Raw genomic sequence first — 23,945 nt, forward strand, 5'->3', positions numbered from 1 at the left:
CTATTTATTATTATCTAAAGCTTGCTCTAAATCTGCAATAATATCTGCAACATTTTCTAAACCAACAGAAACTCTTACCAAACCTTTAGTAATACCAACCTCTAATCTATCTTCTTCAGACAATCTTCCGTGCGTTGTAGATGACGGATGCGTAACAATAGTTCTAGTATCTCCTAAATTTGCTGAAAGAGAACACATTTTAATTCTATCTAAAAACTTTCTTCCAGACTCAATTCCTCCTTTAATTTCAAAAGCAACAATATTACCACCTAAACTCATTTGGTTTTTAGCAACTTTGTATTGAGGATGCGATTTTAAAAACGGGTATTTTACAAACTCAACATTTTCTTGAGTTTCTAAAAATTCTGCAACTTTTAATGCATTTTCTGAGTGTTTTTCTACTCTAATTGCTAATGTTTCTAAACTTTTAGACAAAACCCAAGCATTAAAAGGAGACATTGCAGGACCGGTATTTCTTGAAAATAAATAGATTTCTCTCATCAATTCTTTATTTCCAACTGCAACTCCTCCTAAAACACGTCCTTGACCGTCAATTAATTTTGTTGCAGAATGTACAACTAAATCTGCACCAAATTTAATTGGTTGCTGAATATAAGGTGTTGCAAAACAATTATCAACAATAAAAATAAGGTTGTGTTTCTTAGCAATCTTACCAATTACTTCTAAATCTAAAATATCTACTGCCGGATTTGTAGGTGTTTCAATGTACAAAACCTTTGTATTGGGTTGAATTAAACTTTCAACCAAATCGACTTCATTTACCTTAAAATATGATGTTTCAATATTCCATTTTGGTAAAAACTTAGTAAACATACTGTGAGTAGATCCAAAAACTGAACGACAAGAAACCACATGATCGCCAGCATTTAATAAGGCAGCAAATGTTGAAAATATTGCCGACATTCCTGTTGCAAAAGCATAACCAGCTTCTGCTCCTTCCATAGCAACAATTTTATCTACAAACTCTGTTGTATTTGGGTTTGTAAATCGGCTATATAAATTACGTTGTTTTTCTTCTGCGAAGGAAGCTCGCATTTCTTCCGCATCATCAAAAACAAAACTAGATGTTAAATATAATGGCGTAGAATGCTCAGAAAACTGACTTCTTTCTGTTTGAGTTCTTATTGCTTTTGTTTCGAAATGTTTTTTCATATTATGTTGTTTAGAATCAAGACCGATAACGCTTCTAGAACCAAGAACAAGGACTAAAACACATCATTCTCCTCTTTTATCTTGTTTCTTTTATCTTGTTTCTTTTATCTTGTTTCTTTTATATTTTTATCAATCAGTTTTATTATTGACTGAATTACTGCCAACTGAAAACAGCCTACTATTTTAGTTGTTATGTTTTGCCAGTCTTAAAATGTCTCCGAAAACGCCTCTTGCCGTTACTTTAGAACCTGCTCCTGCTCCCTGAATAACAATAGGTTGTTCTCCATAAGATTCTGTATAAATTTCAAAAATTGCGTCCGATCCTTTTAAAGACCCTAAAGGAGAGTTTTTACAAACCGACACCAATTTCACGTCTAAATTCCCTTTATTTTGTGATAAATCTCCACTCAGTTCTCCAATATAACGCAAAACATGATTTTCTTCTTGATTTTCTTTTAATTCCTGATATTCATCATTCATTAAATCTAAATTAGACAGAAAATCTTCCACTGTTCCTTCTCTTAAATTTTCTGGAATTAAATTCTGAATATTAACATCTTTGAATTCGTTTTCTAACTCTAATTCTCTTGCTAAAATCAGTAATTTTCTTGCAACATCATTTCCACCTAAATCTTCTCTTGCATCTGGCTCTGTAAATCCACTATCAATTGCTTCTTTTAAAACCTCAGAAAAAGTCCTGTTTTCTGCTGAAAAAGTATTGAATAAATAACTTAAACTTCCAGAGAAAACACCTCTAATTTTAGTGATATTCTCTCCAGATTCATGTAATAAACGAATCGTATCAATTAATGGTAAACCAGCACCAACATTAGTTTCATACAAATATTGCTTTTGGTATTCTTTTAATTTTGCTCTTACTTCTTTGTAAAAAGAAAAAGACAAGGTATTTGCAATTTTATTACAAGAAACTAAATCGAAACCTGCTTCTATAAACTGAATATAATTCCCCACAAAAGGCACGTTTGCAGTATTATCAACGGCAATTAAGTTTTCGAAATGATGCGATTTTGCAAACTCAATAATATCTTCAATTGAAGTATTTTCTTGTCCGTTTGCAATTAAATCTTGCTCCCAGTTTTTAGAAACGCCATTTTTATTTAGCAAAGTTCTTTTAGAATCTGCAACAGCAAAAACGTTTAACTGTATTTTTCTTCGTTCTAAAACTGAAGCTGTATTCTCTAAAATTTGATCAATTAAAGTTCCACCAACAGTTCCTTTACCAAAAATTGCAATGTTTATTTTCTTCGCAATTCCAAAAACTTGACCATGAATTACATTTACAGCTTTATGAAGTTCATCTTTCTTAACAACTAAACTCACATTTTTACCTGTAACTGTATTGTTAAATAAAACGGGTACAATTTGATTTTTTATCAATGCGTTATAAGGCAAATGAAATTCGCTTAAATCTTGACCAATTATAGAAATAACAGCAACATTATCTATTATTGAAATATGATTTACATCTTGAGAATAAAAATCACTTTCAAATTCTTTTTCTAATGCTAAAATAGCATCAGAAGCCTTATCTGTATCTATTATTAAACCAATTCCTCTTTCAGATGAACCTTGAGAGATGATACTTACACTAATATTTCTATCGCTTAAAGTTTTAAAAATACGTGCATCTACACCAACTTTACCTAGTAAACCTCTTCCTTCAAAGTTTAAAAGTGAAACATTGCTAATTGTTGAAATTGATTTTATTCCTTTTTCTGTAGATTTCGATGTTATTAAAGTTCCTTTATCTTCTTTATTAAAAGTATTTAAAATTCTTAAATTGATATTTTTCTCTAAAAGTGGAATAATGGTTTTTGCATGTAAAATTGTTGCTCCAAAATTAGCCAATTCATTTGCTTCTGAAAATGAAAGTTGTTCAATTTTTTTAGCATCTGCAACTAAATCTGGGTTTGCAGTAAAAATTCCGCTTACGTGTGTGTAATTTTGCAACTCTTCTGCATCTAAATAATTAGCCAATAAAGCAGCAGTATAATTACTTCCGTTTCTCCCTAAAGTTGTGGTTTGTCCTTTTTTATTAGAAGAAATAAAACCAGTAACAACGTTTATTTTATCTGCATTATTTTTAAAGTAAGCAACTACATTTTCTGAAGAAACAGCATTTATAGGTTGTGCGTTTCCAAAATTTTCATCGGTAATAATTAATGCTCTTGCATCTGTTACGTTTGCCTCAACATCAGATTTTTGTAATAAACTTGCAACTAATTTTACAGATAAAAGCTCACCTTGTGCTAAAACCTCATCTTTAATTTTCTCACTATAATCGCCTAATAAAGAAACACCTTCAAAAATAGTTTCTAACTTTAAAAATTCTTCTGATAAATCAACAGAATTATTAGGAGCTTGTTGATACTCTTTTAATGTAGAAAATGCAGTTTTATATTCCTTTTTAGCTGCTGCTTTGTCTAAAATATCCTCTAAACTGTCTGTTGTATTTCCTCTTGCTGAAGCTACAACTGTTATTTTTTCTCCGTTTTGATGCTTATTAAGGATAATTTCTATCGCATTTTTAAGTCCTTCACCATTTGCTAAAGACTTTCCTCCAAATTTTAATACTTTCATTTTCTTTGCTCTATAATCTTTATTGAAAATAGGTTCTATTATTTTCTGTAATTGGTCATATTCCATTAAAAATGCATCATGACCATGCACAGAGTTAATTTCATTATACGTTACGTTTTCTTTTGTTAAGGCAAGTTTTTTATGCGTTTCTCTATTTTCTTCCGCAGTAAAAAACAAATCGGAATCTACACCTATGATGTGAATGTTAGCTTCAATCTTATCTAAAATCTCAATGTTTTTCTCATTATTTTTAGTAACATCAATACTCTTAAGTAATTGATTCATCAATTTATAAGAAGATAATTGATAGCGTTCTTGTAATTTTTTACCATGATGCAACAACCAACTTTCTACATCAAAAATATCTGAATCGTTTTTTTTAGAACGATGAAAACGTTCTTTAAAAGATTCTGGCGTTCTGTAACATAACATTGCGTGCATTCTTGCATCGTGCACCGGATTGTTTGAATTTACGAGAAACTGTTCTTGAATTTGACAATTTGCAATTAACCAATCTGTAGATTTCCAATCGGTGGCAATTGGTAAAAAATGTTTGGTTATTTTATTGTCTAAAACCATCATTTCCCAAGCAATTCCGCCACCTAAAGAACCACCAATTAATGCAAATAATTCTGTTATTTTTAATTGATTTAATCCTTCAAGAAAAATGGTAGCAATATCTCTAGCAATAAAATCTTTATAATTTTCAATTAAAAAACCATCAAAACCATTTCCAGGAATATTAAAAGATAAAATTGTGTATACATTTGTATCAATTGCTTTTTCAGCACCAACAATATCTTGCCACCAACCGTTTTTACCAGCAACTTCAGAGTTTCCTGTTAATGCATGATTTACCAAAATTACTGGCGCACTTCCTAAATTTTGACCAAAAACTTGATAACTTAAATTCAATTCAGAAATAAAAGCCCCCAATTCTGTGGTGAAATTTTTAATTTTAATATGTTGTAATTGATGTTTCAATTATTTGATAAATTAAAGTTACTTGTCTGTTCGAGCACAGTAGAAAACTCATAGGTTACAAAAGGTAAAAAGACCTTTCTACTGCACTCAAGGAAACAATAATATTATATTTCTGAAAAAGCCGCTTTTAAATCTGCTTTTAAATCTTCTAAATCTTCAATACCAACAGACAATCTTATTAAATCTTGCGAAACACCTGCACTTGTTTGTGCTGCTTCATCTAATTGTTGATGTGTTGTACTTGCTGGGTGAATAATTAGCGATTTTGTATCACCAATATTTGCTAACAAAGAGAATACTTTTGTTTTATCTGCAATTACTTTTGCAGCTTCAAAACCTTTTTTCGGTCCAAAAGTTACAATTCCACTTTGCCCTTTTGGTAAATATTTATCTGATAATTTCTTATATCTATTACTTTCTAAACCAGGATAATTAACCCAAGCAACCTCTTCTTGTGCTTCTAACCAACTAGCTAATGCCAATGCATTTTCTGAATGTTGTTTAATTCTAATAGGTAAAGTTTCTAAACCTTGAATAATATTAAACGCGTTTGTTGGACTTAAAGCGCCACCAAAATCACGTAATCCTTCTAAAATTAATTTAAAAACATACGATGCTGCACCTAGAGTTTCATAATATTTTAAACCATGGTAACCTGCAGAAGGCTCTGTAAATTCTGGAAATTTACCATTAGCCCAATTAAAAGTACCAGCATCTACAATTGCGCCTCCTAAAGAAGTACCTTGTCCGCCAATATATTTAGTAAGTGAATGAATTACAATATCTGCACCATGTTTAATAGGATTTAATAAAACCGGTGTTGCAACAGTATTATCAACAATAAAAGGAACTTCTGCTGCTTTAGAGTGTACAGAAATTGCTTCTAAATCTAACACATCTAATTTAGGATTTCCTAAAGATTCTACAAAAAATGCTCTTGTATTTTCTTGAACTGCTTCTGCAAAATTATCTGGATTAGATGCATCTACAAACGTAGTTGTAATTCCGAATCTTGGTAAAGTAACACTTAACAAATTGTAAGTTCCACCGTATAAACTACTAGAAGCCACAATATGATCTCCAGATTTTAATAATGTTAATAATCCGGTAGAAATTGCTGCTGTACCAGAAGCAAAAACGACAGCGCCAATACCACCTTCTACAGCCGCTAAACGGTCTTGTAAAATTTGATTTGTTGGGTTGTTTAAACGCGTGTAAATAAAACCTAATTCTTTTAATGAAAAAAGGTTTGCTGCATGTTCTGAATTGTTAAAAACATACGATGATGTTTGGTAAATAGGTACTGCTCTTGTACCACCGTTTGTTGTTACATCATGCCCTGCGTGCAAAGCATTGGTTGCTAATTTTAATGTACTCATTTTTCTATTTTTTTGAGTTAATAATTGATTAAAACAAAAGTTAAATGCATCATTGTAAATGATTGCTTACTAGAAAAATGTTATTAAGAAAATAGGATTTTCCAGAACAGGAAAATTCTTTTTTGTTATCTATCCAAATTATAAACATTTAGGTAGAATGTAGCACCTTCTTTATTTCTAAAGGGTTGCTAAGGCTTCATTGGGTCTAATCCCTCTGCCTTTCTTGATAACATTTCAATAAGTTATTGAACTTTGTGAGTGCAAATATATGCTCAGAAAATTTTAATAACCAAATAAAAAATCAATTATTTTTAAAACATTGCAAATAATGCATTTATATTAGGCTATTTATAAGAATCATTAAAATTAAAACTAGCCTTCTATATTTTTACTGATAAAACTATAAACAAATATTATTAAATAAATTCTATTATTTAGATTTTAAACGTAACTTTGCACCATAATTACGAGGAAAAATTTGAACTGATTGCAACCTCTTTGTTGAAATGTTTTAGATACTGAAACAAGTTCAGCAGAACAAAATGCTAAAGCAGTAATTATCTACTCCTTTTAGCGACCAAGCAATCTTTATATAGTTTTCAATTGATTTCCATTGTTATGAAAATCATAGATTTAAAGAACCCTTCTGTTTACATTAAGGATTCAATTTTAATACATAATAAGATTTATATGTCATATTTATTTACCTCAGAAAGTGTTTCTGAAGGACACCCAGACAAAGTTGCAGATCAAATTTCTGATGCTTTAATTGATAATTTTTTAGCTTTCGATAAAAATAGTAAAGTTGCTTGTGAAACTTTAGTTACTACAGGACAAGTTATTTTGGCCGGAGAAGTAAACTCTAAAACGTATTTAGACGTTCAAAAAATTGCACGTGATGTAATTAACAAAATTGGTTATACAAAAAGTGAATATATGTTTGATGGAAACTCTTGTGGAGTTTTATCTGCAATACATGAACAATCACCAGATATTAACCAAGGTGTAGACAGATCTAAACCAGAAGAACAAGGTGCTGGAGACCAAGGAATGATGTTTGGTTACGCAACCGATGAAACAGAAAACTATATGCCTTTGGCTTTAGAACTTTCTCATAGGTTATTAATAGAATTAGCTGCTTTACGTAGAGAGAATAAAGATATTGGTTACTTAAGACCAGACGCAAAAAGCCAGGTAACAATTGAGTATTCTGATGACAATGTTCCGCAAAGAATTGATGCTATTGTAATTTCTACACAACACGACGATTTTGATGCTTCTGAAGAAGTAATGTTAGCTAAAATTAAAAAAGATATTGTAGAAATTTTAATTCCTAGAGTTGTTGCAAAATTACCTGCACATATTCAAACATTATTTACAGACAATATTACGTATCATATTAATCCAACTGGTGTTTTTGTAATTGGTGGACCTCATGGAGATACTGGTTTAACAGGTCGTAAAATTATTGTTGATACTTATGGAGGAAAAGGTGCTCACGGTGGTGGAGCTTTTTCTGGAAAAGACCCATCTAAAGTAGATAGATCTGGTGCTTATGCTACAAGACACATTGCAAAAAACTTAGTTGCTGCAGGTCTTTGTAAAGAAGTTTTAGTACAAGTTTCTTATGCAATTGGTGTTGCCAAACCTACAAGTATTAACGTAGAAACATACGGAACTTCTACTGTAGATTTAACGGATGGAGAAATTAGTAAAATAGTAGAAACTATTTTTGATATGCGTCCTTATTTCATAGAGCAAAGATTAAAATTAAGAACACCAATATATTCTGAAACTGCTGCTTACGGGCATATGGGAAGAACTCCTGAAATTAAAACTGTTACCTTTTCTAATCCAATGGGAGAAACTGTTTCTGAAGAAATAGAAACTTTTACCTGGGAGAAATTAGATTATGTAGAAACCGTAAAAAAAACTTTTAAGTTATAAACTTAAAAACACCTTATAAATTTAGCCTTTAGAAAATTTTCTAAGGGCTTTTTTTATTCAAAACCTAACATAAATTCCTAAATCTCTTTAACAAAACTTTAAGATATCACCTTTTATAGTTTACGTATTTTCGAAAACAATTCAAATCAAACAATTATCATGACAAAAAAAGTACTATCTCAACTATTTATAGTTGCACTTGTTTTTGGTTTTTCTTTAGATGCAGATGCACAAATCTGGAAGAAAAAAGAAAGCAGAACCAAAAAAAGCAGCTCCAAAACCAAAAGCGAAACCAAAAAAAGGAGCGATAAAACCTTACTCTAAAGTGGTTACTAAAGACCATAAAACAGACGAAGGATTATTTAAAGTACATTCAAAAGATAATTCTTATCTTTTCGAAATTCCAGATTCTTTATTAAATAGAGAAATGTTAATGGTTACTAGAATTGCAAAAACAGCTAGCGGAATCGGTTTTGGCGGCGGTAAAACAAATGAACAAGTTTTACGTTGGGAAAAGAAAAACAAGCAGATTTTATTACGTGTAGTTTCTTACAACGTAGTTGCAGATACTATTTTACCTGTTCATGAAGCAGTTGTAAACTCTAATTTAGAGCCTATTTTATTTTCATTTCCAATAAAAGCTTTTAGTAAAGACTCTACAGCAACAGTTATTGATGCTACTACTTTATTTTCTACAGATGTTAAACCTCTTGGTTTTCCTAGCTGGAGAAGAAGAGGATATCAATTAACTAGAATGGACAAAACTCGTTCTTACATAGATAGAGTAAATAGTTATCCTAAAAATATTGAAATAAGACACGTAAAAACTTACTTTGCTAACAAAGCTCCATCAAATAGTTCTTTAGGATCTATTACTGTAGAAATGAGTAATTCTATGGTTCTTTTACCAAAAGTACCAATGAAACGTCGTTACTTTGATGAAAGAGTTGGTTGGTTTACAAGCGGCCAAACAGATTATGGTTTAGACGCTCAAAAAAGTAAAACTGTTACCTACTTAGATAGATATCGTTTAGAAGTAAAAGACGAAGACATTGCTAAATTTAAACGTGGTGAATTAGTAGAACCAAAAAAACAAATTGTTTATTATGTAGATAGAGCTACTCCAGAAGAATGGGTACCTTATATAATACAAGGTGTAAACGATTGGCAAGTTGCTTTTGAAGCAGCAGGATTCAAAAATGCTATTATCGCTAAAAGAGCGCCTACAAAAGAAGAAGATCCAGAATACAGTCCAGAAGACATTCGTTATTCTGTAATTCGTTATTTAGCGTCTCCAATACCAAATGCAAACGGACCTCACGTAAGCGATCCTAGATCTGGAGAAATCTTAGAATCAGATATTAACTGGTATCATAATGTAATGTCTTTATTACATAATTGGTTCTTTATTCAAACTGCAGCAATTAATCCAGATGCAAGAGGAAACAATTTTAAAACAGAAACAATGGGAGAATTAATCAAATTTGTGTCTTCACACGAACTTGGTCATACTTTAGGATTACCTCATAATATGGGAAGTTCTAATGCATATCCTGTAGATTCTTTACGTTCTGCTTCATTTACTAAAAAATTCGGAACCGCACCTTCTATTATGGATTATGCTCGTTTTAATTATGTAGCACAACCAGAAGATAAAGGAGTTGCTTTAATGCCAAATATTGGAACTTATGATAAGTATGCAATTTCTTGGGGTTATAGACCAATTTTAGATACAGATGCTAAAGATGAAAAAGCTACTTTAGATGCCTGGATTCTTAAACATGCTGGAGATCCAATGTATCGTTTTGGACACCAACAGGCAACAGGTGTTGTAGACCCTAGTTCTCAAACAGAAGACTTAGGAGACAATGCTATGAAAGCTTCTATGTATGGTATTAAAAACTTGAAAAGAATTTTACCTAGATTAGAAGAATGGACTTCTGAAAAAGGTGAAAATTATAGCAACTTGCAAACTATGTATGGCCAAGTCTTAAGCCAATTTAATAGATATATGGGCCATGTAACTTCTAATGTTGGTGGTGTTTATGAACACTTTAAAACTACAGACCAAGATGGTGCAGTGTATACACATGTAGATAAAGCTACACAAAAAGAAGCTTTAAAATTTGTGATCGATAATTTATTTAAAACTCCTACTTGGATGTTAGATAAAAACATTTTTAGTAAAACAGAATTTTCTGGTTCTATAGAAAGAGTTCGTGGGCTACAAGCTAGAACTTTAAACAACATCTTAGATGCTGGAAGAATGGCTAGAATGATTGAGAATGAAACTACAAATGGTTCTAAAGCGTATTCTTTAGTAAATATGATGAGCGATTTACGTAGAGGTGTTTGGAGTGAAATTTACAACGGAAAATCTATTGATACATACCGTAGAAATTTACAAAGAGCACATTTAGATAGATTAGATTATTTATTAAATAAGGCTAAAAACCAAAGAGGTAGAAATGGCGGATACTATAAAATAAGTGGTATTAACATTAACCAATCTGATGTAAAATCTGTTGCTAGAGGAGAACTTAAACGTCTTAAAAAAGATGCAAAAGCTGCTGCTTATAGAGGTAATACTTTAACTCGTTATCATTTACGAGATGTTGTAGATAGAATTAATACAATTTTAGATCCTAAATAATTTTAGAATTATTTTTATAAAAACGGAAAGCCTTATCTTAATTGATAAGGCTTTTTTACAATAATTTGGTTTGATGATATCCTAAAAAAACTAACTGAGTTATATACGTTGAACTTGTTTTTGTATCGTCTGATATAATGAGTTAAAAATCATCATATTAATGAAGTTAGCTGTAAGTAAAAAAACGTATTAAGATATTAATTGGGGAAAATCATTCGAACTTATTATTTCATTAAATTCTATTTTTCCTTTTAAAGTTAAATAAGGATAAAGTATACTTATCATAGTATTTGCTTTTTCTTCTATTATGCTTTCGTTTATTCTTCCTCCATATAATGCTATAGAATACAACCAAGTATTATTATTGAGAATCATTTGTTCAGAAAGGTTCTGGAATTCCCATTTAAATATTGACGCTTTAATTATTTTATTTTTTCTCAATCCCTTAAACAACAACATATAACTCTTATAACGAGAACTATAAACCTCATGGAAATGAGTTCTTATATTTTCATTAGAGTTTATGATATTGTATAAATCTGTCCAGAAAAATTGATAATCAATCATTCTTCTCATAGTTAACTTAATCTCAACTTTTAATTGATTCATAGAAAATTCCATTTCAGGAAAATCCACGAGTCTTTGTTCAAACTCACTTGACATTTCAAAATATAGTGACTCTAAAATTTCTTCACGCTTTTTAAAATGATAATTTAAATTGCCTGAACTCATTTTTAATGACTCTGCAATCATTCTAATAGTTACTGAACTAAATGATTTTTGATTAAATAAAAGCCTTGAAGCATCTAAAATTTTTTTAGTCGATCTCATTAGTAAACTTGTCCTAATTTTAATTAATTATTAGTAAATTTGTCCTAAATATACATGAATATTTAAAATAACATTACAAGATGGAGCACAAAAAGACTTATATAAAATCATTTGATATAAAAATAATTAAAGAAATAATAATTGTATTCACAACAGTATTGAGCATAAAACACCTAATGGATTATTTTAATGTTATAGGTGCAGGCTCGATAGCTATTTGGTGCGGTGTGATTATAGCCACACTTTTTATGAAACAAAAGAAACTAAAATGGAAAGAATTAGGGCTTCAACTTCCTGTTGGTCTCCGTGAATGGATAATTAATATATTACTAGCCTTTATGGCGGTAATTATTGTTTTCTTAATTATGGGATTAATTATAAAGCCATTATTAGAAAATTTCGGTTTTACTAATCCAACTGATGTTGCTGATAGATTTGCCTTTTTTATGGGAAAACCAATCATTTTTATAGGTTATTTAATTGTTGTTGTTTGGTTTGGTGCTGCTTTAGGTGAAGAATTATTATTTCGTGGATATTTACTAAATAGATTGGTAGATTTTACTGGAAATAATAATTCTAGAATAATTTTAGCACTAATTATACATTCAACAATATTTGGGAGCTTACATATTTATCAAGGGTTAGCAGGCGTTATTGCAACTGGTTGCATTGCGCTGATATTGGGTTCAATATATTTTATAATAAAACGAAAACTCTTTCCTTTAGTAATTGCACATGCCATTATTAATTCTATCAGTCTTATAGCATTATACTTAAATGAAGGAATAATAAATTAGTGACTTAAACACGATAAAACTCATAAAAAAACACGATAATGAAACTATAAATCCATATCAACTTAAACAAAACACGTCTTAAATTGATTAAAAAATAATGCCTCTTAAATACTTTAAAAAGTACACTATATTTGCACAATTATTTTTTTCATGAATCACACATTACTTTCTTCTCCTTTACAGGGCTTTACAGATTTTAAATTTCGAAATGCATTCAATCATTTCTTTGGTGGAATAGATACTTTTTATTCGCCATATATTAGATTGAACGGTAAAATGGTGATTAAAAACTCTTACAAAAGAGACATTGAATTAGAAAACAATAGGGATTTAGAAGTAATTCCGCAGATTATAACAAATGACGTAGATGAATTTTTGTTCGTTTCTAAATACGTTAGAGAGTTAGGTTACAATGAATTAAACTGGAATTTAGGTTGCCCTTACCCAATGGTTACAAAACGTGGTATGGGTTCTGGTTTAATAAATGATGCTAAAAAAATTGATGCAATTCTTCATCAAATTCATAATGAATCAGACATTTTAGTTTCTATGAAAATGAGAATGGGTTATGAAAACGCACAAGAAATTTTAGGTACTTTGCCTATTCTAGATAAATATCCTTTAAAAAACGTAGCTATACATGCAAGAATTGGAAAACAATTATATAAAGGTGGAACTGATTTAGATGCGTTTCAAAAATGTTTAGATAACAGTAAACATAAAATGTATTATAATGGTGATATTACTTCTGTAGCAGCATTTAAAAAGTTAGAAGAGCGCTTTAATACAATAGATCACTGGATGATTGGCAGAGGCTTAATTGCAGATCCTTTTTTACCAAGTATGATTAAAAATAATACTACAGAATACCCAAAAAACAGGTTTGAAATTTTTAATGAATTTCACGATCGCATTCATAGAGAATACGACGCAGCCCTTTCTGGGCCTACACCTATAAAAATGAAAATGCAAGGGTTTTGGGAGTACTTTTCTCAAAGCTTCCCTAATCCGCAGAAAACCCTTAAAAAAATTAAAAAAGCAGGTAATGCAAAATCGTATTCAATTGCTGTAAATGATATTTTTAAAGAAGCAAAAAGTTATTAAATTACTTCAACTTAAACTTCATAAAAACTGGCAAATGATCTGATGCTTGCTCAAAATCATTTAGCACTTTACCCGAAACATATTCTATTGAGTTTTCTGTGTAAAAGATATAATCAATTCTCTCATACGGATCTTTTGAGTTAAATGTATTCTCAATATTTACAACATCAAAAGCAGCATTACCAACGTTTTTCATTGAAAATATTTTTTGAATAATGGCACTCTCATCTGTTGCACTTGAATTAAAATCTCCTAATAAAATTGTTGGATATCTATTTTTATAACGATTAAATAATTCTAAAACTTCATTAAACTGTTTTATTCTTGTAGCTTTATCAAATGCTTCTAAATGGATATTAATAAGCACCACTTCACTACCATTTAAAACAACTTTAACAACCTGAGCTAATCGTTCTAAATAAAATACACCCCTATAAAAAGGTTCATTTGCTACTCTTTCTAAAACAATCCTTTTTTGATCTTTCAAAGGGTACTTACTAACAATAGATTGCCCTGAAACAACTTTGCCGTAATGCATACTAATTGGCCAATAAGGGAAAGGCAAATAATGTTCATCCCAATTAATGGTTTCTGCACCGTAATTAAACCCAATTTTAGAAATTTCTTCTTGCTGATTTACATGATAACTTCTAGAAGCATCAAAATCTATTTCTTGAAAAGCCATAATATCTGGATTCACTTTTTTTGTTTCAGATACTACTTTTGCTAAATTAGTATCAAACAATTCTTTTGGCGATTCTACGGCAAGATTATTTGTCATACCGCTTAAATATCCAATATTGTAAGTTACAATACTAAAAATTGAATCGTTTTCAGGAAGTTTTATTTCCTCTACCTCGGTTAATTTAGCATATTCAGTTTCATCTAAAGTAGGTGAAGATGCCCAGAAAAAGAAAACTACAAAAGCTACAATTACTAATAATAAAAAACGAAATAAATATTTTAAAGTTTTTTTCATATGCTATCTGTTGGATTTTCTTTGGAAAAATCTGATACTATTTTCTGAATCGAAGTATCAATTTTTTCTGCATTTATATTATACCTTAAATCTAATGATTTTTTTTCAGGAAATTGCTCAATTGTAACAGTTGTTGATGGAAAAGCAAAATCGACTCCTATTTCTTTAGCTAATCTTATAATTGCCATATGCAATCTGTGTTTAGAAGATTGCTCTGTACCCCAAGCTAAACTTTTAAAATAAACGTTTACCATAATTAATAACGCTGAATCTCCAAAACCTGTAAACTCTACATTATAAGAATCTGAGCGCGTTTCTGGATGCGCAATTACAATCCCTTTAACTCCTTTTACAAAGGCTTCTATAAGTTCTGGTGGCGTATCGTATCGCAAACCTAGGTTTGTGTTATAACGTCTATACAATCGTAAACCTTTATTATTTATAACAATTTCAGACAATTTACTATTAGGAATTTGATAGACAGATGTATCTGCAGCACGAATTCTTGTAGACCTAAAACCAACTTGCTCTACCGTACCAGAAAACTCACCAGACTCAATCCAATCCTCTATATGAAAAGGTTTGTCTAAAAAAATCATGATGGTCCCAATTAAGTTCTTAACCGTATCTTGAGAAGCTAGAGCAAACGCTAAACCACCAATAGTTGCACCAGCAATAAGTGTTGTAGTATCTACACCAAATAAAGTAAGCAATCTAAAAATACCAACAATAATTACTAAACCCGTTAAAAAGTTATGTAAAATTGGTACTAATTGATCATCTAATCTACTGTGTGTTCTTTCTGTAAAAACAGAATAAATACTCATTAATACTTGTACTAGCTTTAAGAAAACATAAATCCAGAATACTGTTTTTGCAATATTTAAAGCAAGAAAAAACCAAGTATTCGTAGTTAAACCAAATTGTAAAGAAGGGAAAATTTTGTCTATAAAAGTTAAAGTAATTAATAAGCTTATTGGATGTGCTAATTTTTTTAGCACCTTTTTTATTTCTAAATTGGTGTTTTTAGTAACTAGTTGTTGTATTCTATTTAAAATAAAAAAGGCTAACTTTTTAATGATAAAGAAAATAATAATAGCTAAAAGAAGCATTAAAAACACACCTACAAATTGCCACAACTCTATATTCAATATTTTTTTATGGCCAGAAACAGGAATAATATTTTGCAGTTTTTGTACATACCAAGGAAAAACTTCTTTGTATAAACTTTCTATTTTAACTACAGTTTCAGAAGAATAATACCATTTACCTTCTACCTTTTCTACATAAATCTCTGGCATTCTTTGAGGGAACAATACATACCTTTCATAAGATGCGTAACCAACAGTATCTTTATAACTTTTGTTTGCTGGCACTCTATTTAAATCTACAAACAATCCCTTACCATCTAAAACTTGTTTAATTTTTATAGCTTTTTCTATGGCTAATTTTTCTTCTAAGCCTAAAATTGTTGATGCGGCTTTTTTAGGTTGATAAGAATCATTTTGTAAAAAATATAAATGAGAGTAAATAGTAGCTCTAGGGCTACTTAAGTCCACTTTAACTATTTCTTGACCACTTGCTAAAAATGAAACAAATAAGAAGAAAACTAAAATTTTTTTCATACTTTAAAAATTGTTAAACACTTGTTAAATTGAAATACAAATTTAAACCTTTTATAAAATTTTGTGTCAAAGAAGTGAAAATAAAAAATAATTAAACGTTTATAACATGAAAAAAATAGCAAGCATTTTAATTTTAGTATTCGCTTTTACTTTTACTGCACACGCACAAAAAAGCAGAAAAGATAAAGCACCAAAACTATCGATTGAACAACATACAGAATTAGCTGTAAAAAAAATGACATTAGCTTTAGATTTATCAAATAAGCAACAAAACCAAATAAAGCCGTTACTTAAAGCACAAGCTCAAGAAAAAAAGGCAATGATGTTAAAAAGAAAGGAAGCTAGAAACAACAAAAGAAAACCTTCTGCTGATGAAATTTTTGCCATGAAAAATAAATATTTAGATAATCAGATTGCTTTTAAAAATAATATGAAAAACATATTAAATAAAGAACAGTATGAGCAATTTGAAAAAATGAAAAAAAACAAAAAAATGAAAGGAAAAAAATGATGATGAAAAAAAGAAATTAAAAGAAAGAGAAGAACGCAAAAAAAGTAAATAAAGGATTACAAAACTAGTTTGGTTGATTAGTTAAGTACGAAAACCCGATTTCAATTAAGAAATCGGGTTTTTTAGTTTTAAGTAATATTAATTTAAAAATTTAATCTTTAAACCAACTAGAATATTTTACATAATTATTAGCTATTCTATCAATTTCTCCAGAAATTAATTCCTGAGAAATATCTTTTACTTTTTTAGCTGGCACACCTGCATAAATACTTCCGCTTTCTACAACTGTATTTTTAGTAACTACTGCTCCTGCAGCAATTATCGAATTAGATTCTACAATACAATCATCCATAACTATACTTCCCATACCTACTAAAACATTATCATGAATTGTACAACCGTGCACAATTGCATTATGCCCAATAGAAACATTATTACCAATGGTTGTTGGCGATTTTTGATATGTTGCATGTATTACAGCGCCATCTTGTATATTTACTTTATTTCCTATTTTTATATAATGCACATCGCCTCTAATTACTGCATTGTACCAAATTGAACATTCTTTACCTAATGAAACTTCGCCAAGAATGGTTGCATTTTCCGCTACAAAACAATCTTCGGGTATTTGCGGATGTTTATTGTTTACTGTTTTAATAATTGGCATAAATTTCTATTTAAAATATGTTAATAAATTACTTTTTTGAGAGGCAGATACTAAAATTTCTTTTCCGTTAGAAACGATAACACTTCCTCCTTTTCCTTTTTTATATTTGATTATTGTATTTACATTTACCAAATAAGATTTATGTATTCTTGCAAATGTATACTCCTTTAAAACTTCTTCAAAATACTTTAAAGTTTTGCTTACTAATTTTTTAGAATTTGCTAAATGAATTTCTGTATAATTGTCATCAGCTTTACAAAAAACAATATCATTAATATCTAAAACTTCAAAACCATCTTGCTGTGGAATCGTAATTTTACCTGTTATTGCATTTGTTTTTGGTGATAAAATTTCGTTTTGTAAATGATTTTCTTTCTCCTTAATTTCTGTAACAATGTTTACAGCTTTTATAAGCTCATCAATAGAAATTGGTTTTAATAAATAATAACTTGCATCGTTATTTAACGCTTCTATTGCATATTGATCATAAGCGGTTACAAAAACGGTTTCAAAAGTTCTGTTTTCTACTTTTTCTAATAAATCAAAAGCGTTTCCGAATGGCATTTCTACATCTAGAAACACTAAATCTAATTCGTTTTTTTGGATTAAATTATACGCTTCATCAATATTACTTGCTTCACCCAACAACTGAACATTAGGGCAATATTTACCAATATAATTACGAAGAATATCTCTGCTTATTTGCTCGTCTTCTACTATTATTGCTTTTAATTTCATGAAATTTTCGTTGAAACAATTAATATTAATTTGTTATTATGAAAATGTACTTGTGATTTAATAAATGCTGGATCTAAAAACCTTAAATTCTTTATTAAACTTTCTTCAATATAAATATCTTTTAAAAATTTTTTATCATAAACAATACCATCTATAATAATTACACCTATTTCCTTAAGGTTTTTATATTTATTCTCTAATAAATTCTTCAAGGATTTAATACCTGGTTTGTAAATTTTTATAATTCTTTTTTCTTCTTCTATAATTAAACTAGTATTAGTTAAAAAGTAGTTTTTAACTAATACTAGTTTATCATTTACATAAATAAAATAACCTTTATTCTGTTTTTTTACTAATCTTTCCTTGTTGAAAAACAAACTATTTGAAGAACAACTTGATAATAAGACCATGAAAATTGCAAATAAAAAAACTTCAACTTACTTTTTTAATAACAATTCAACTTTTGTACCTTCTCCATTTTCTAAAGCATTAGAAATAGTAACTGCAACTTTATCCTTATACATTTCATTTAAAATTGCAATTCTATTTTTAATAGTGCTCATACCTTTAGACTTCTGTTTCAATTGATTCTTAGTTTTTAACTCTTGAGATTTTTTTCTACCAATTCCATCATCAATAATTAAAATTGTAATTGTTTCTTTATTTTTTTTGTTAATAGAAATGTCCAAAAAACCTTTCTCTTTTCGGTACCTTAACCCATGCCAAATAGCATTTTCTATATAAGGTTGCAACAACATTGGCGGTATAGAAAACTTCTCTAAATCTATAGTTTTATCTACTGTAATTTCATAATCAAACTTTTCTTTAAAACGATTATGTTCTAATTTTGCATACAATTCCAACAACTCTATTTCTTTGGTTAAAGGAATAAAATCTTCATCAGAATTTTCTAAAACAGAGCGCATTAATACAGAAAATTCGCTTAAATATCTATTTGCATTTCGCTCATCATTTACGGCTATAAAACTATTTACAGAATTTAAAGCATTAAAAATAAAATGCGGATTCATCTGAGAACGCATCGATTTTAATGCCAATAAATTATTAGCAAATTTTTGTTGTTTACTATTCCTATACATGTAATACACCAATAAACTCATCAATAAAAAACCACCAAACAAAGAGTATATAATTAATCTTTGTCTTTGATTACTTTCTTCTGATAATTTTTGATCTACGTATGCTAAACTAATTTTGCTTTCTGATAATTCTTTGTCTTTTTCTAAACTAGATATTCTGTTCTGGTTATCCGAAATTTTCTTTGAAAAACGTTTTACTTGTTGTATTTCTTGTTCCTTTTTAATATATAATTCATCTACTAACTTTACATATTCTTGGTAACTTTTAAGGGCATTATCATAATCTCCTACTGTTGCAAAAACTTCAGACAATTTACGTGTGGCATCTTTTTTAACAACAATATCCTCATTAGAAGCAGCATCTTCAATACTTTTTTGTAAAAACGGAATTGCTTCTTTATAATCTTCCTTTAAAATATAAGCATTCCCTATTTTATAGTTTATTTTTTGCGATGTTATAGAATCTCTTTCTTTAGATTTTTTTATTTGATTGCTGCTCTTTTGCTTTAATTAAACTCTTTTTACGTAACTGAATCTCATCATCAAAACGTCTATTCGAATTATAAAAATCTGCCACTTTTTCTTCTTCTTCTAAAGCTCTAGATGTGCTTTCTTTTTCCGCAAGGTTTAAAGAACTTTTAAACAATGTTTCTGCCTTATTCGTTTCGCCTTTAGAGGCAAAAACATTTGCAATCTTAGAATTTAAATCTGTTATTTTAGAGGTTATCAAACCTTTGTTTGCAATTTTTAATGCATTCTGATAGTTCTTTACCGAAGCATCATTCTTTTTTGTTGCAAAAAACACATCGCCTAAACCTTCAAACACTTTAATGCGCTCGTAATTACTTAATTTTTCATCTTTTAATTCTTGATAAACCTGCTCACTTTCGGTGTAGTTTTCTAGTAAAAACAATGCTTCTGCTAATAGATTTTTAGTAGTAACATCTTTATAGATTTGATAAGATAATTTGTAATTATACACAGCTAAATCGTACTGTTTCCAATGCAAATAAATATCTGCCAACAACTTATATGTTGCAGCATTTCTTTTCTTACTTTCTTTATTTTTTAATGCTTTTTCTATAAAAGATAAGCTCTTATCAATATTTTTATTTTTATAAAAAGTAGCCGAATCTAAATGCACTAAATAAAAATCTGTCTGTATTCTTTTAGAAGTAGTTTTTAATTTAGAAGACGATTTTCTTGTATCTAAATAATCTTTAACAACAACCTTAATATCTTCACTAGATTTTATGGTATAATAAACCGTTTCAAAATCTGGGTGAGACACCCTAATCTCGTCCCCAACTTTAACTTTAATTATAAAATTCCCTTTTACATTAGGAAAAGAATAATATCGACCATTTGCTTCTATTTCTGTATTTCGTGTAATTTTTCGATCTTCTTCATCAACTATGCTAACACGAACAGGAAAAATAATTCCTTTTTGATAAACAATATTCTCTTGCGAGAAAACATTGGATAAGCTAAAGAATAAAACAACAAATAAAAGGTACGTTTTTTTAATCATAAAACTATTTAGAGATGTAAACATACATACAAAAAATCAACCAAAAAAATATTAAAATTCACATACTTATAACTAAAAACATAAAAATAAAGGTTAACTAATCCTTTTAACTTAATCCCTCATCCAAAAGATAGTTTCACTCATTATCGTTTTTTAATAAACTAAGTTGGTTGTAATATTGAGTAATAACAACCACTAAACTTTTAATAGATATATAAATTATTAAAACAAAAATTATGAAATCACTTGTATTAAAAATAACCTTAATTTTATGCATTCTAACAAGTACATTTAGTTATGCAAATCATCAATCAGAAATAGAAAACATAAAAAGCCAAACAATTAAAGTAGCACTTTTATTAGATACTAGCAATAGTATGGATGGTTTAATTAACCAAGCAAAAGCGCAATTATGGGAAATTGTAAACGAACTTTCGTATGCTAAATACGGTCTTAAAAGACCTAATTTAGAAATTGCGTTATATGAATACGGTAACTCTAATCTCTCTTCTAGAGAAGGTTATATAAGGCAAGTTTTACAGTTTAGTAACGATCTAGATGAAATCTCAGAAAAACTATTTTCATTAACTACTAATGGCGGAAATGAGTTTTGCGGACAAGTAATACAAACTTCATTAAACGAACTTTCTTGGGGTAAAAATAAAAATGATTTACGCTTGCTTTTTATTGCAGGTAACGAACCTTTTACACAAGGAAAAATCAATTATAAAGATGCAATTACAAATGCAAAAGAAAAAGATATTGCAGTAAATACTATATTCTGTGGTAATTACTCTAACGGAGTTTCTGGCATGTGGAAAGACGGTGCAGATTTAGGCGGCGGTGATTATTTAACCATAAATCAAGATAAAAAAATAGCACATATTGTTACTCCGTTTGATACAGAAATTATCATCCTAAATAAAAAACTGAATAAAACTTATATTTATTACGGTAATAAAGGTCAATCTAAATTTTCATCTCAAAAAGAACAAGATTCTAATGCCGAATCTTTAGATGAAGTTGTTATCGTAAAAAGAGCCGTTACTAAAAGTTCTCGTTTATACAACAATTCTAGTTGGGATTTAATTGATGCCGAAAAAAAGGAAAAATTAATTATGATAAAATTGAAAAGAAAAAACTCCCAAAATCGCTTCAAAATAAAACGGGAAAAGAAATAAAAATATATGTAAAAGAACAAGCTAAAAAGCGAAATGAAATTCAGAAAAAAATTAAAGAATTAGATCTTAAAAGAAGAAATTACATTACTAAAAAAGAAAAGGAAGTTGTAAAAAAAGACGCATTAAATAACGTGATGCTAAAAGCTATAAAAAAACAAGCTAAATTAAAAAACTATCATTGGTAAAAAATTTAACTATAAAACACTCAATAAGTCTAGAGCATATAAAGTTTTAGGTTTATTGAGTTTTTAAAACTTTACCAATAGAAATGGTATTGTTTTGCAAACTATTTATTTGTTTCAGTTTTTGTACTGAAATATTAAATTTCCTAGAAATAGAATATAAAGTATCTCCTTTTTTAACTTTGTAAAACTTATTTGAAAAATTCTTATTTCTTTTTTTAACCTCTTTTGGTTTTGTGTACTTAAACCCTTTCTTTTTTACTTTATCAAACTCATATAGCCTATAATCTTCAATAATTTTGATTAACTTATTTGGATATTTTTTATCTGTAGCATAACCTGCTTTTCTTAAACCTTTTGCCCATTTCTTATAGTCTTTAGAACCATAAGTAAACAAAAAATTATAACGTTTCCTTTTGGTTAAGAACTCAGAATGATCATGGTAAGACGTTTCTACATATTTATATTTCCGAAAACATTCTCCCCTTGCATCGTCATCATGATATACGCGTTCTCCTTTCCATTTCGTGTGGCATTTTATACCAAAATGATTGTTAGATTTTGAAGCTAAATCACTTCTACCACTTCCAGATTCGAGAACTCCTTGTGCTAAAGTTATACTGGCAGGAATTTTATGCAGATGCATTTCTTTTACAGCAATAGAAGCATAATTTTTAATATACTTAAGTGTATTTTTACTAAGTTTTTTATTAGACCTCTCTAATATTTTAACATGTTTTAATTCATTTACTGAAGATAATTTAACTGGTATTGCTTCAACTTGTACTACTCCAGGGTTTTTCTTTTGCTTTCTAGCATTTCTAGAAGAAGCACAACTTGCTAAGAATAAAACTAAAACAAAACTTATTAAAATTCTTACTTTCATTAAATATTTATAGTTTCTTGATTTTTAGCTAATAACAACTCATTAAAACCTTCAATTCCTTGGATTCCTCCTGTATGAATTGCTAAAATTTTACTTCCTTCTTCAAAAGAACCTTTTTCAACTAGATCTAGTATTCCAAATAACATTTTACCTGTATAAATTGGGTCTAATTGAATACCTGTATCTTGTTTAAATTTGTTGATAAAAGTAATCAACTCCTCGGTGTGTTTAGCATAACCACCAAAATGATATCCTTTTTCTAAACGCCAATTTTTTCTATTAATTGTATATTTTTTTATCTCTTCTGATAAAAACTGACCTTTTAGAGCAGGAAAACCAATCACTTTTTGACGTCTACCAATAGTATTAATTACTCCAGAAATTGTACCTCCAGTTCCTAAAGCTGCACATACATAATTGAATTTTTTATCTTCTTTAGTTAAGATTTCTTCACAACCTTTAACAGATAAAATATTAGTTCCGCCTTCTGGTATTAAATAGAAATCTCCCCATTTATTTTTCATCTTCTCTATAAAACCAAAAGATGTTTTTTGTCTATATTCTTCTCTCGAAATGAATTGTAATTTCATTCCATTTTCATGTGCTTTTCTTAATGTTGGGTTTTCTTCTAAGGTTTTCGTTAGATTTTTACCTAACTCATCTCCTCTAATTACTCCAAAAGTTTTTAATCCACACAACTTACCTGCAACAGAAGTAGCTAAAATATGATTAGAGAAAGCGCCTCCAAAAGTAAGTACCGCTTTCTTTTTAAGTTTTTTTGCTTCTACTAAATTATATTTTAATTTTCTAAATTTATTCCCCGAAACAAAAGGGTGTATTAAGTCTTCTCGTTTTATAAAAAGTTCTACTTTTTTATCCTCTAAAAGAGGTAGATTAATTTGTTGATTTTCGATGATAAAATCACTGTCAAAAAAAGAATTGCCTGATGTTTCCAATATTGATATTTTGTTGGCACAAAAATAATAGATAATAATTTGATAACATATAAAAGCGTATTATAAAATTAAATAATTTACTTTTATAAGTTATATTTAATAATCTTTTATTTTTTTATA

At 29.0% G+C, this 23,945-nt stretch carries 19 protein-coding genes, 1 pseudogene and 1 riboswitch; of the genes and pseudogenes, 6 read left to right on the plus strand and 14 right to left on the minus strand.

Going from position 1 to position 23,945, the window contains the following annotated elements:
- The 3 genes from N5A56_RS11480 to N5A56_RS11490 all read right to left on the minus strand — a co-directional run bounded on the left by N5A56_RS11480 (position 1) and on the right by N5A56_RS11490 (position 6,137).
- A complete protein-coding gene (locus N5A56_RS11480) occupies positions 1–1,173 on the minus strand; it encodes an O-succinylhomoserine sulfhydrylase (RefSeq protein ID WP_265725573.1) in 1,173 nt (390 codons plus the stop codon).
- Between the two features lie 183 nt (positions 1,174–1,356).
- Complete coding sequence (thrA, locus tag N5A56_RS11485) at positions 1,357–4,758, minus strand: bifunctional aspartate kinase/homoserine dehydrogenase I (RefSeq protein WP_265725574.1); 3,402 nt, start codon at positions 4,756–4,758, stop codon at positions 1,357–1,359.
- A 104-nt stretch (positions 4,759–4,862) separates the two neighbouring features.
- On the minus strand, positions 4,863–6,137 hold the full coding sequence (locus N5A56_RS11490) for an O-acetylhomoserine aminocarboxypropyltransferase/cysteine synthase family protein (protein ID WP_265725575.1): 1,275 nt from the start codon (positions 6,135–6,137) through the stop codon (positions 4,863–4,865).
- Positions 6,138–6,259: 122 nt separating this feature from the next.
- Positions 6,260–6,370: riboswitch (SAM riboswitch) on the minus strand.
- 457 nt (positions 6,371–6,827) lie between these two features.
- On the opposite strand from N5A56_RS11490, the gene metK reads away from it, so the two are divergent.
- Positions 6,828–8,084 (plus strand): methionine adenosyltransferase, encoded by a 1,257-nt coding sequence (gene metK, locus N5A56_RS11495; protein ID WP_265725576.1) that lies wholly within the window; start codon positions 6,828–6,830, stop codon positions 8,082–8,084.
- Between the two features lie 226 nt (positions 8,085–8,310).
- Positions 8,311–10,737: a zinc-dependent metalloprotease gene (locus tag N5A56_RS11500; protein WP_274270422.1), complete on the plus strand. Its 2,427-nt coding sequence runs from the start codon at positions 8,311–8,313 to the stop codon at positions 10,735–10,737.
- Between the two features lie 189 nt (positions 10,738–10,926).
- On the opposite strand, the gene N5A56_RS11505 is transcribed toward N5A56_RS11500, so the two are convergent.
- Entirely contained in the window at positions 10,927–11,568 is a 642-nt protein-coding gene (locus N5A56_RS11505) for a TetR/AcrR family transcriptional regulator (protein WP_265725579.1), read from the minus strand.
- A gap of 80 nt (positions 11,569–11,648) precedes the next feature.
- On the opposite strand from N5A56_RS11505, the gene N5A56_RS11510 reads away from it, so the two are divergent.
- Together N5A56_RS11510 and N5A56_RS11515 are read left to right on the plus strand one after the other, a co-directional pair.
- Positions 11,649–12,365: a CPBP family intramembrane glutamic endopeptidase gene (locus N5A56_RS11510; RefSeq protein ID WP_265725580.1), complete on the plus strand. Its 717-nt coding sequence runs from the start codon at positions 11,649–11,651 to the stop codon at positions 12,363–12,365.
- 150 nt (positions 12,366–12,515) lie between these two features.
- Positions 12,516–13,469: a tRNA dihydrouridine synthase gene (locus N5A56_RS11515; RefSeq protein ID WP_265725581.1), complete on the plus strand. Its 954-nt coding sequence runs from the start codon at positions 12,516–12,518 to the stop codon at positions 13,467–13,469.
- Position 13,470: 1 nt separating this feature from the next.
- Here the strand turns inward: N5A56_RS11515 and N5A56_RS11520 are convergent, their stop codons facing one another.
- On the minus strand, positions 13,471–14,448 hold the full coding sequence (locus N5A56_RS11520; protein ID WP_265725582.1) for an endonuclease/exonuclease/phosphatase family protein: 978 nt from the start codon (positions 14,446–14,448) through the stop codon (positions 13,471–13,473).
- Positions 14,445–16,073 carry a mechanosensitive ion channel family protein gene (locus N5A56_RS11525; protein WP_265725583.1) on the minus strand — a complete coding sequence of 543 codons (1,629 nt, stop codon included), beginning with the start codon at positions 16,071–16,073 and terminating at the stop codon, positions 14,445–14,447. Before N5A56_RS11525 ends, N5A56_RS11520 begins: the two co-directional genes overlap by 4 nt.
- A 106-nt stretch (positions 16,074–16,179) precedes the next feature.
- Between N5A56_RS11525 and N5A56_RS11530 the strand changes: the two genes are divergently transcribed.
- Complete coding sequence (locus tag N5A56_RS11530; protein ID WP_265725584.1) at positions 16,180–16,584, plus strand: hypothetical protein; 405 nt, start codon at positions 16,180–16,182, stop codon at positions 16,582–16,584.
- A 151-nt stretch (positions 16,585–16,735) separates the two neighbouring features.
- On the opposite strand, the gene N5A56_RS11535 is transcribed toward N5A56_RS11530, so the two are convergent.
- The 6 genes and pseudogenes from N5A56_RS11535 to N5A56_RS11555 form a co-directional block, all read right to left on the minus strand.
- A complete protein-coding gene (locus tag N5A56_RS11535; protein ID WP_265725585.1) occupies positions 16,736–17,251 on the minus strand; it encodes a gamma carbonic anhydrase family protein in 516 nt (171 codons plus the stop codon).
- A 6-nt stretch (positions 17,252–17,257) separates the two neighbouring features.
- Positions 17,258–17,989: a LytR/AlgR family response regulator transcription factor gene (locus N5A56_RS11540; RefSeq protein WP_265725586.1), complete on the minus strand. Its 732-nt coding sequence runs from the start codon at positions 17,987–17,989 to the stop codon at positions 17,258–17,260.
- A complete protein-coding gene (locus tag N5A56_RS11545; protein WP_265725587.1) occupies positions 17,986–18,399 on the minus strand; it encodes a hypothetical protein in 414 nt (137 codons plus the stop codon). Before N5A56_RS11545 ends, N5A56_RS11540 begins: the two co-directional genes overlap by 4 nt.
- Before the next feature lie 27 nt (positions 18,400–18,426).
- On the minus strand, positions 18,427–19,401 hold the full coding sequence (locus N5A56_RS11550; protein WP_265725588.1) for a sensor histidine kinase: 975 nt from the start codon (positions 19,399–19,401) through the stop codon (positions 18,427–18,429).
- Between the two features lie 90 nt (positions 19,402–19,491).
- Positions 19,492–19,575, minus strand: a pseudogene (locus N5A56_RS17475) (hypothetical protein); the annotation flags it as partial.
- Complete coding sequence (locus N5A56_RS11555; protein WP_265725589.1) at positions 19,562–20,620, minus strand: tetratricopeptide repeat protein; 1,059 nt, start codon at positions 20,618–20,620, stop codon at positions 19,562–19,564. The gene N5A56_RS11555 and the pseudogene N5A56_RS17475, both read right to left, overlap by 14 nt.
- Before the next feature lie 236 nt (positions 20,621–20,856).
- Between N5A56_RS11555 and N5A56_RS11560 the strand changes: the two genes are divergently transcribed.
- A complete protein-coding gene (locus N5A56_RS11560) occupies positions 20,857–21,801 on the plus strand; it encodes a vWA domain-containing protein (protein WP_265725590.1) in 945 nt (314 codons plus the stop codon).
- Between the two features lie 237 nt (positions 21,802–22,038).
- On the opposite strand, the gene N5A56_RS11565 is transcribed toward N5A56_RS11560, so the two are convergent.
- Positions 22,039–22,869, minus strand: a complete 831-nt coding sequence (locus tag N5A56_RS11565; protein WP_265725591.1) for a glucosaminidase domain-containing protein — start codon at positions 22,867–22,869, stop codon at positions 22,039–22,041.
- Complete coding sequence (locus tag N5A56_RS11570; protein ID WP_265725592.1) at positions 22,869–23,825, minus strand: 1-aminocyclopropane-1-carboxylate deaminase/D-cysteine desulfhydrase; 957 nt, start codon at positions 23,823–23,825, stop codon at positions 22,869–22,871. The genes N5A56_RS11565 and N5A56_RS11570 overlap by 1 nt, the downstream gene beginning before the upstream one ends.
- Positions 23,826–23,945 lie beyond the last annotated feature (120 nt).

The organism is Polaribacter ponticola (assembly GCF_026191475.2).
In the GTDB taxonomy this organism is placed as follows: domain Bacteria; phylum Bacteroidota; class Bacteroidia; order Flavobacteriales; family Flavobacteriaceae; genus Polaribacter; species Polaribacter ponticola.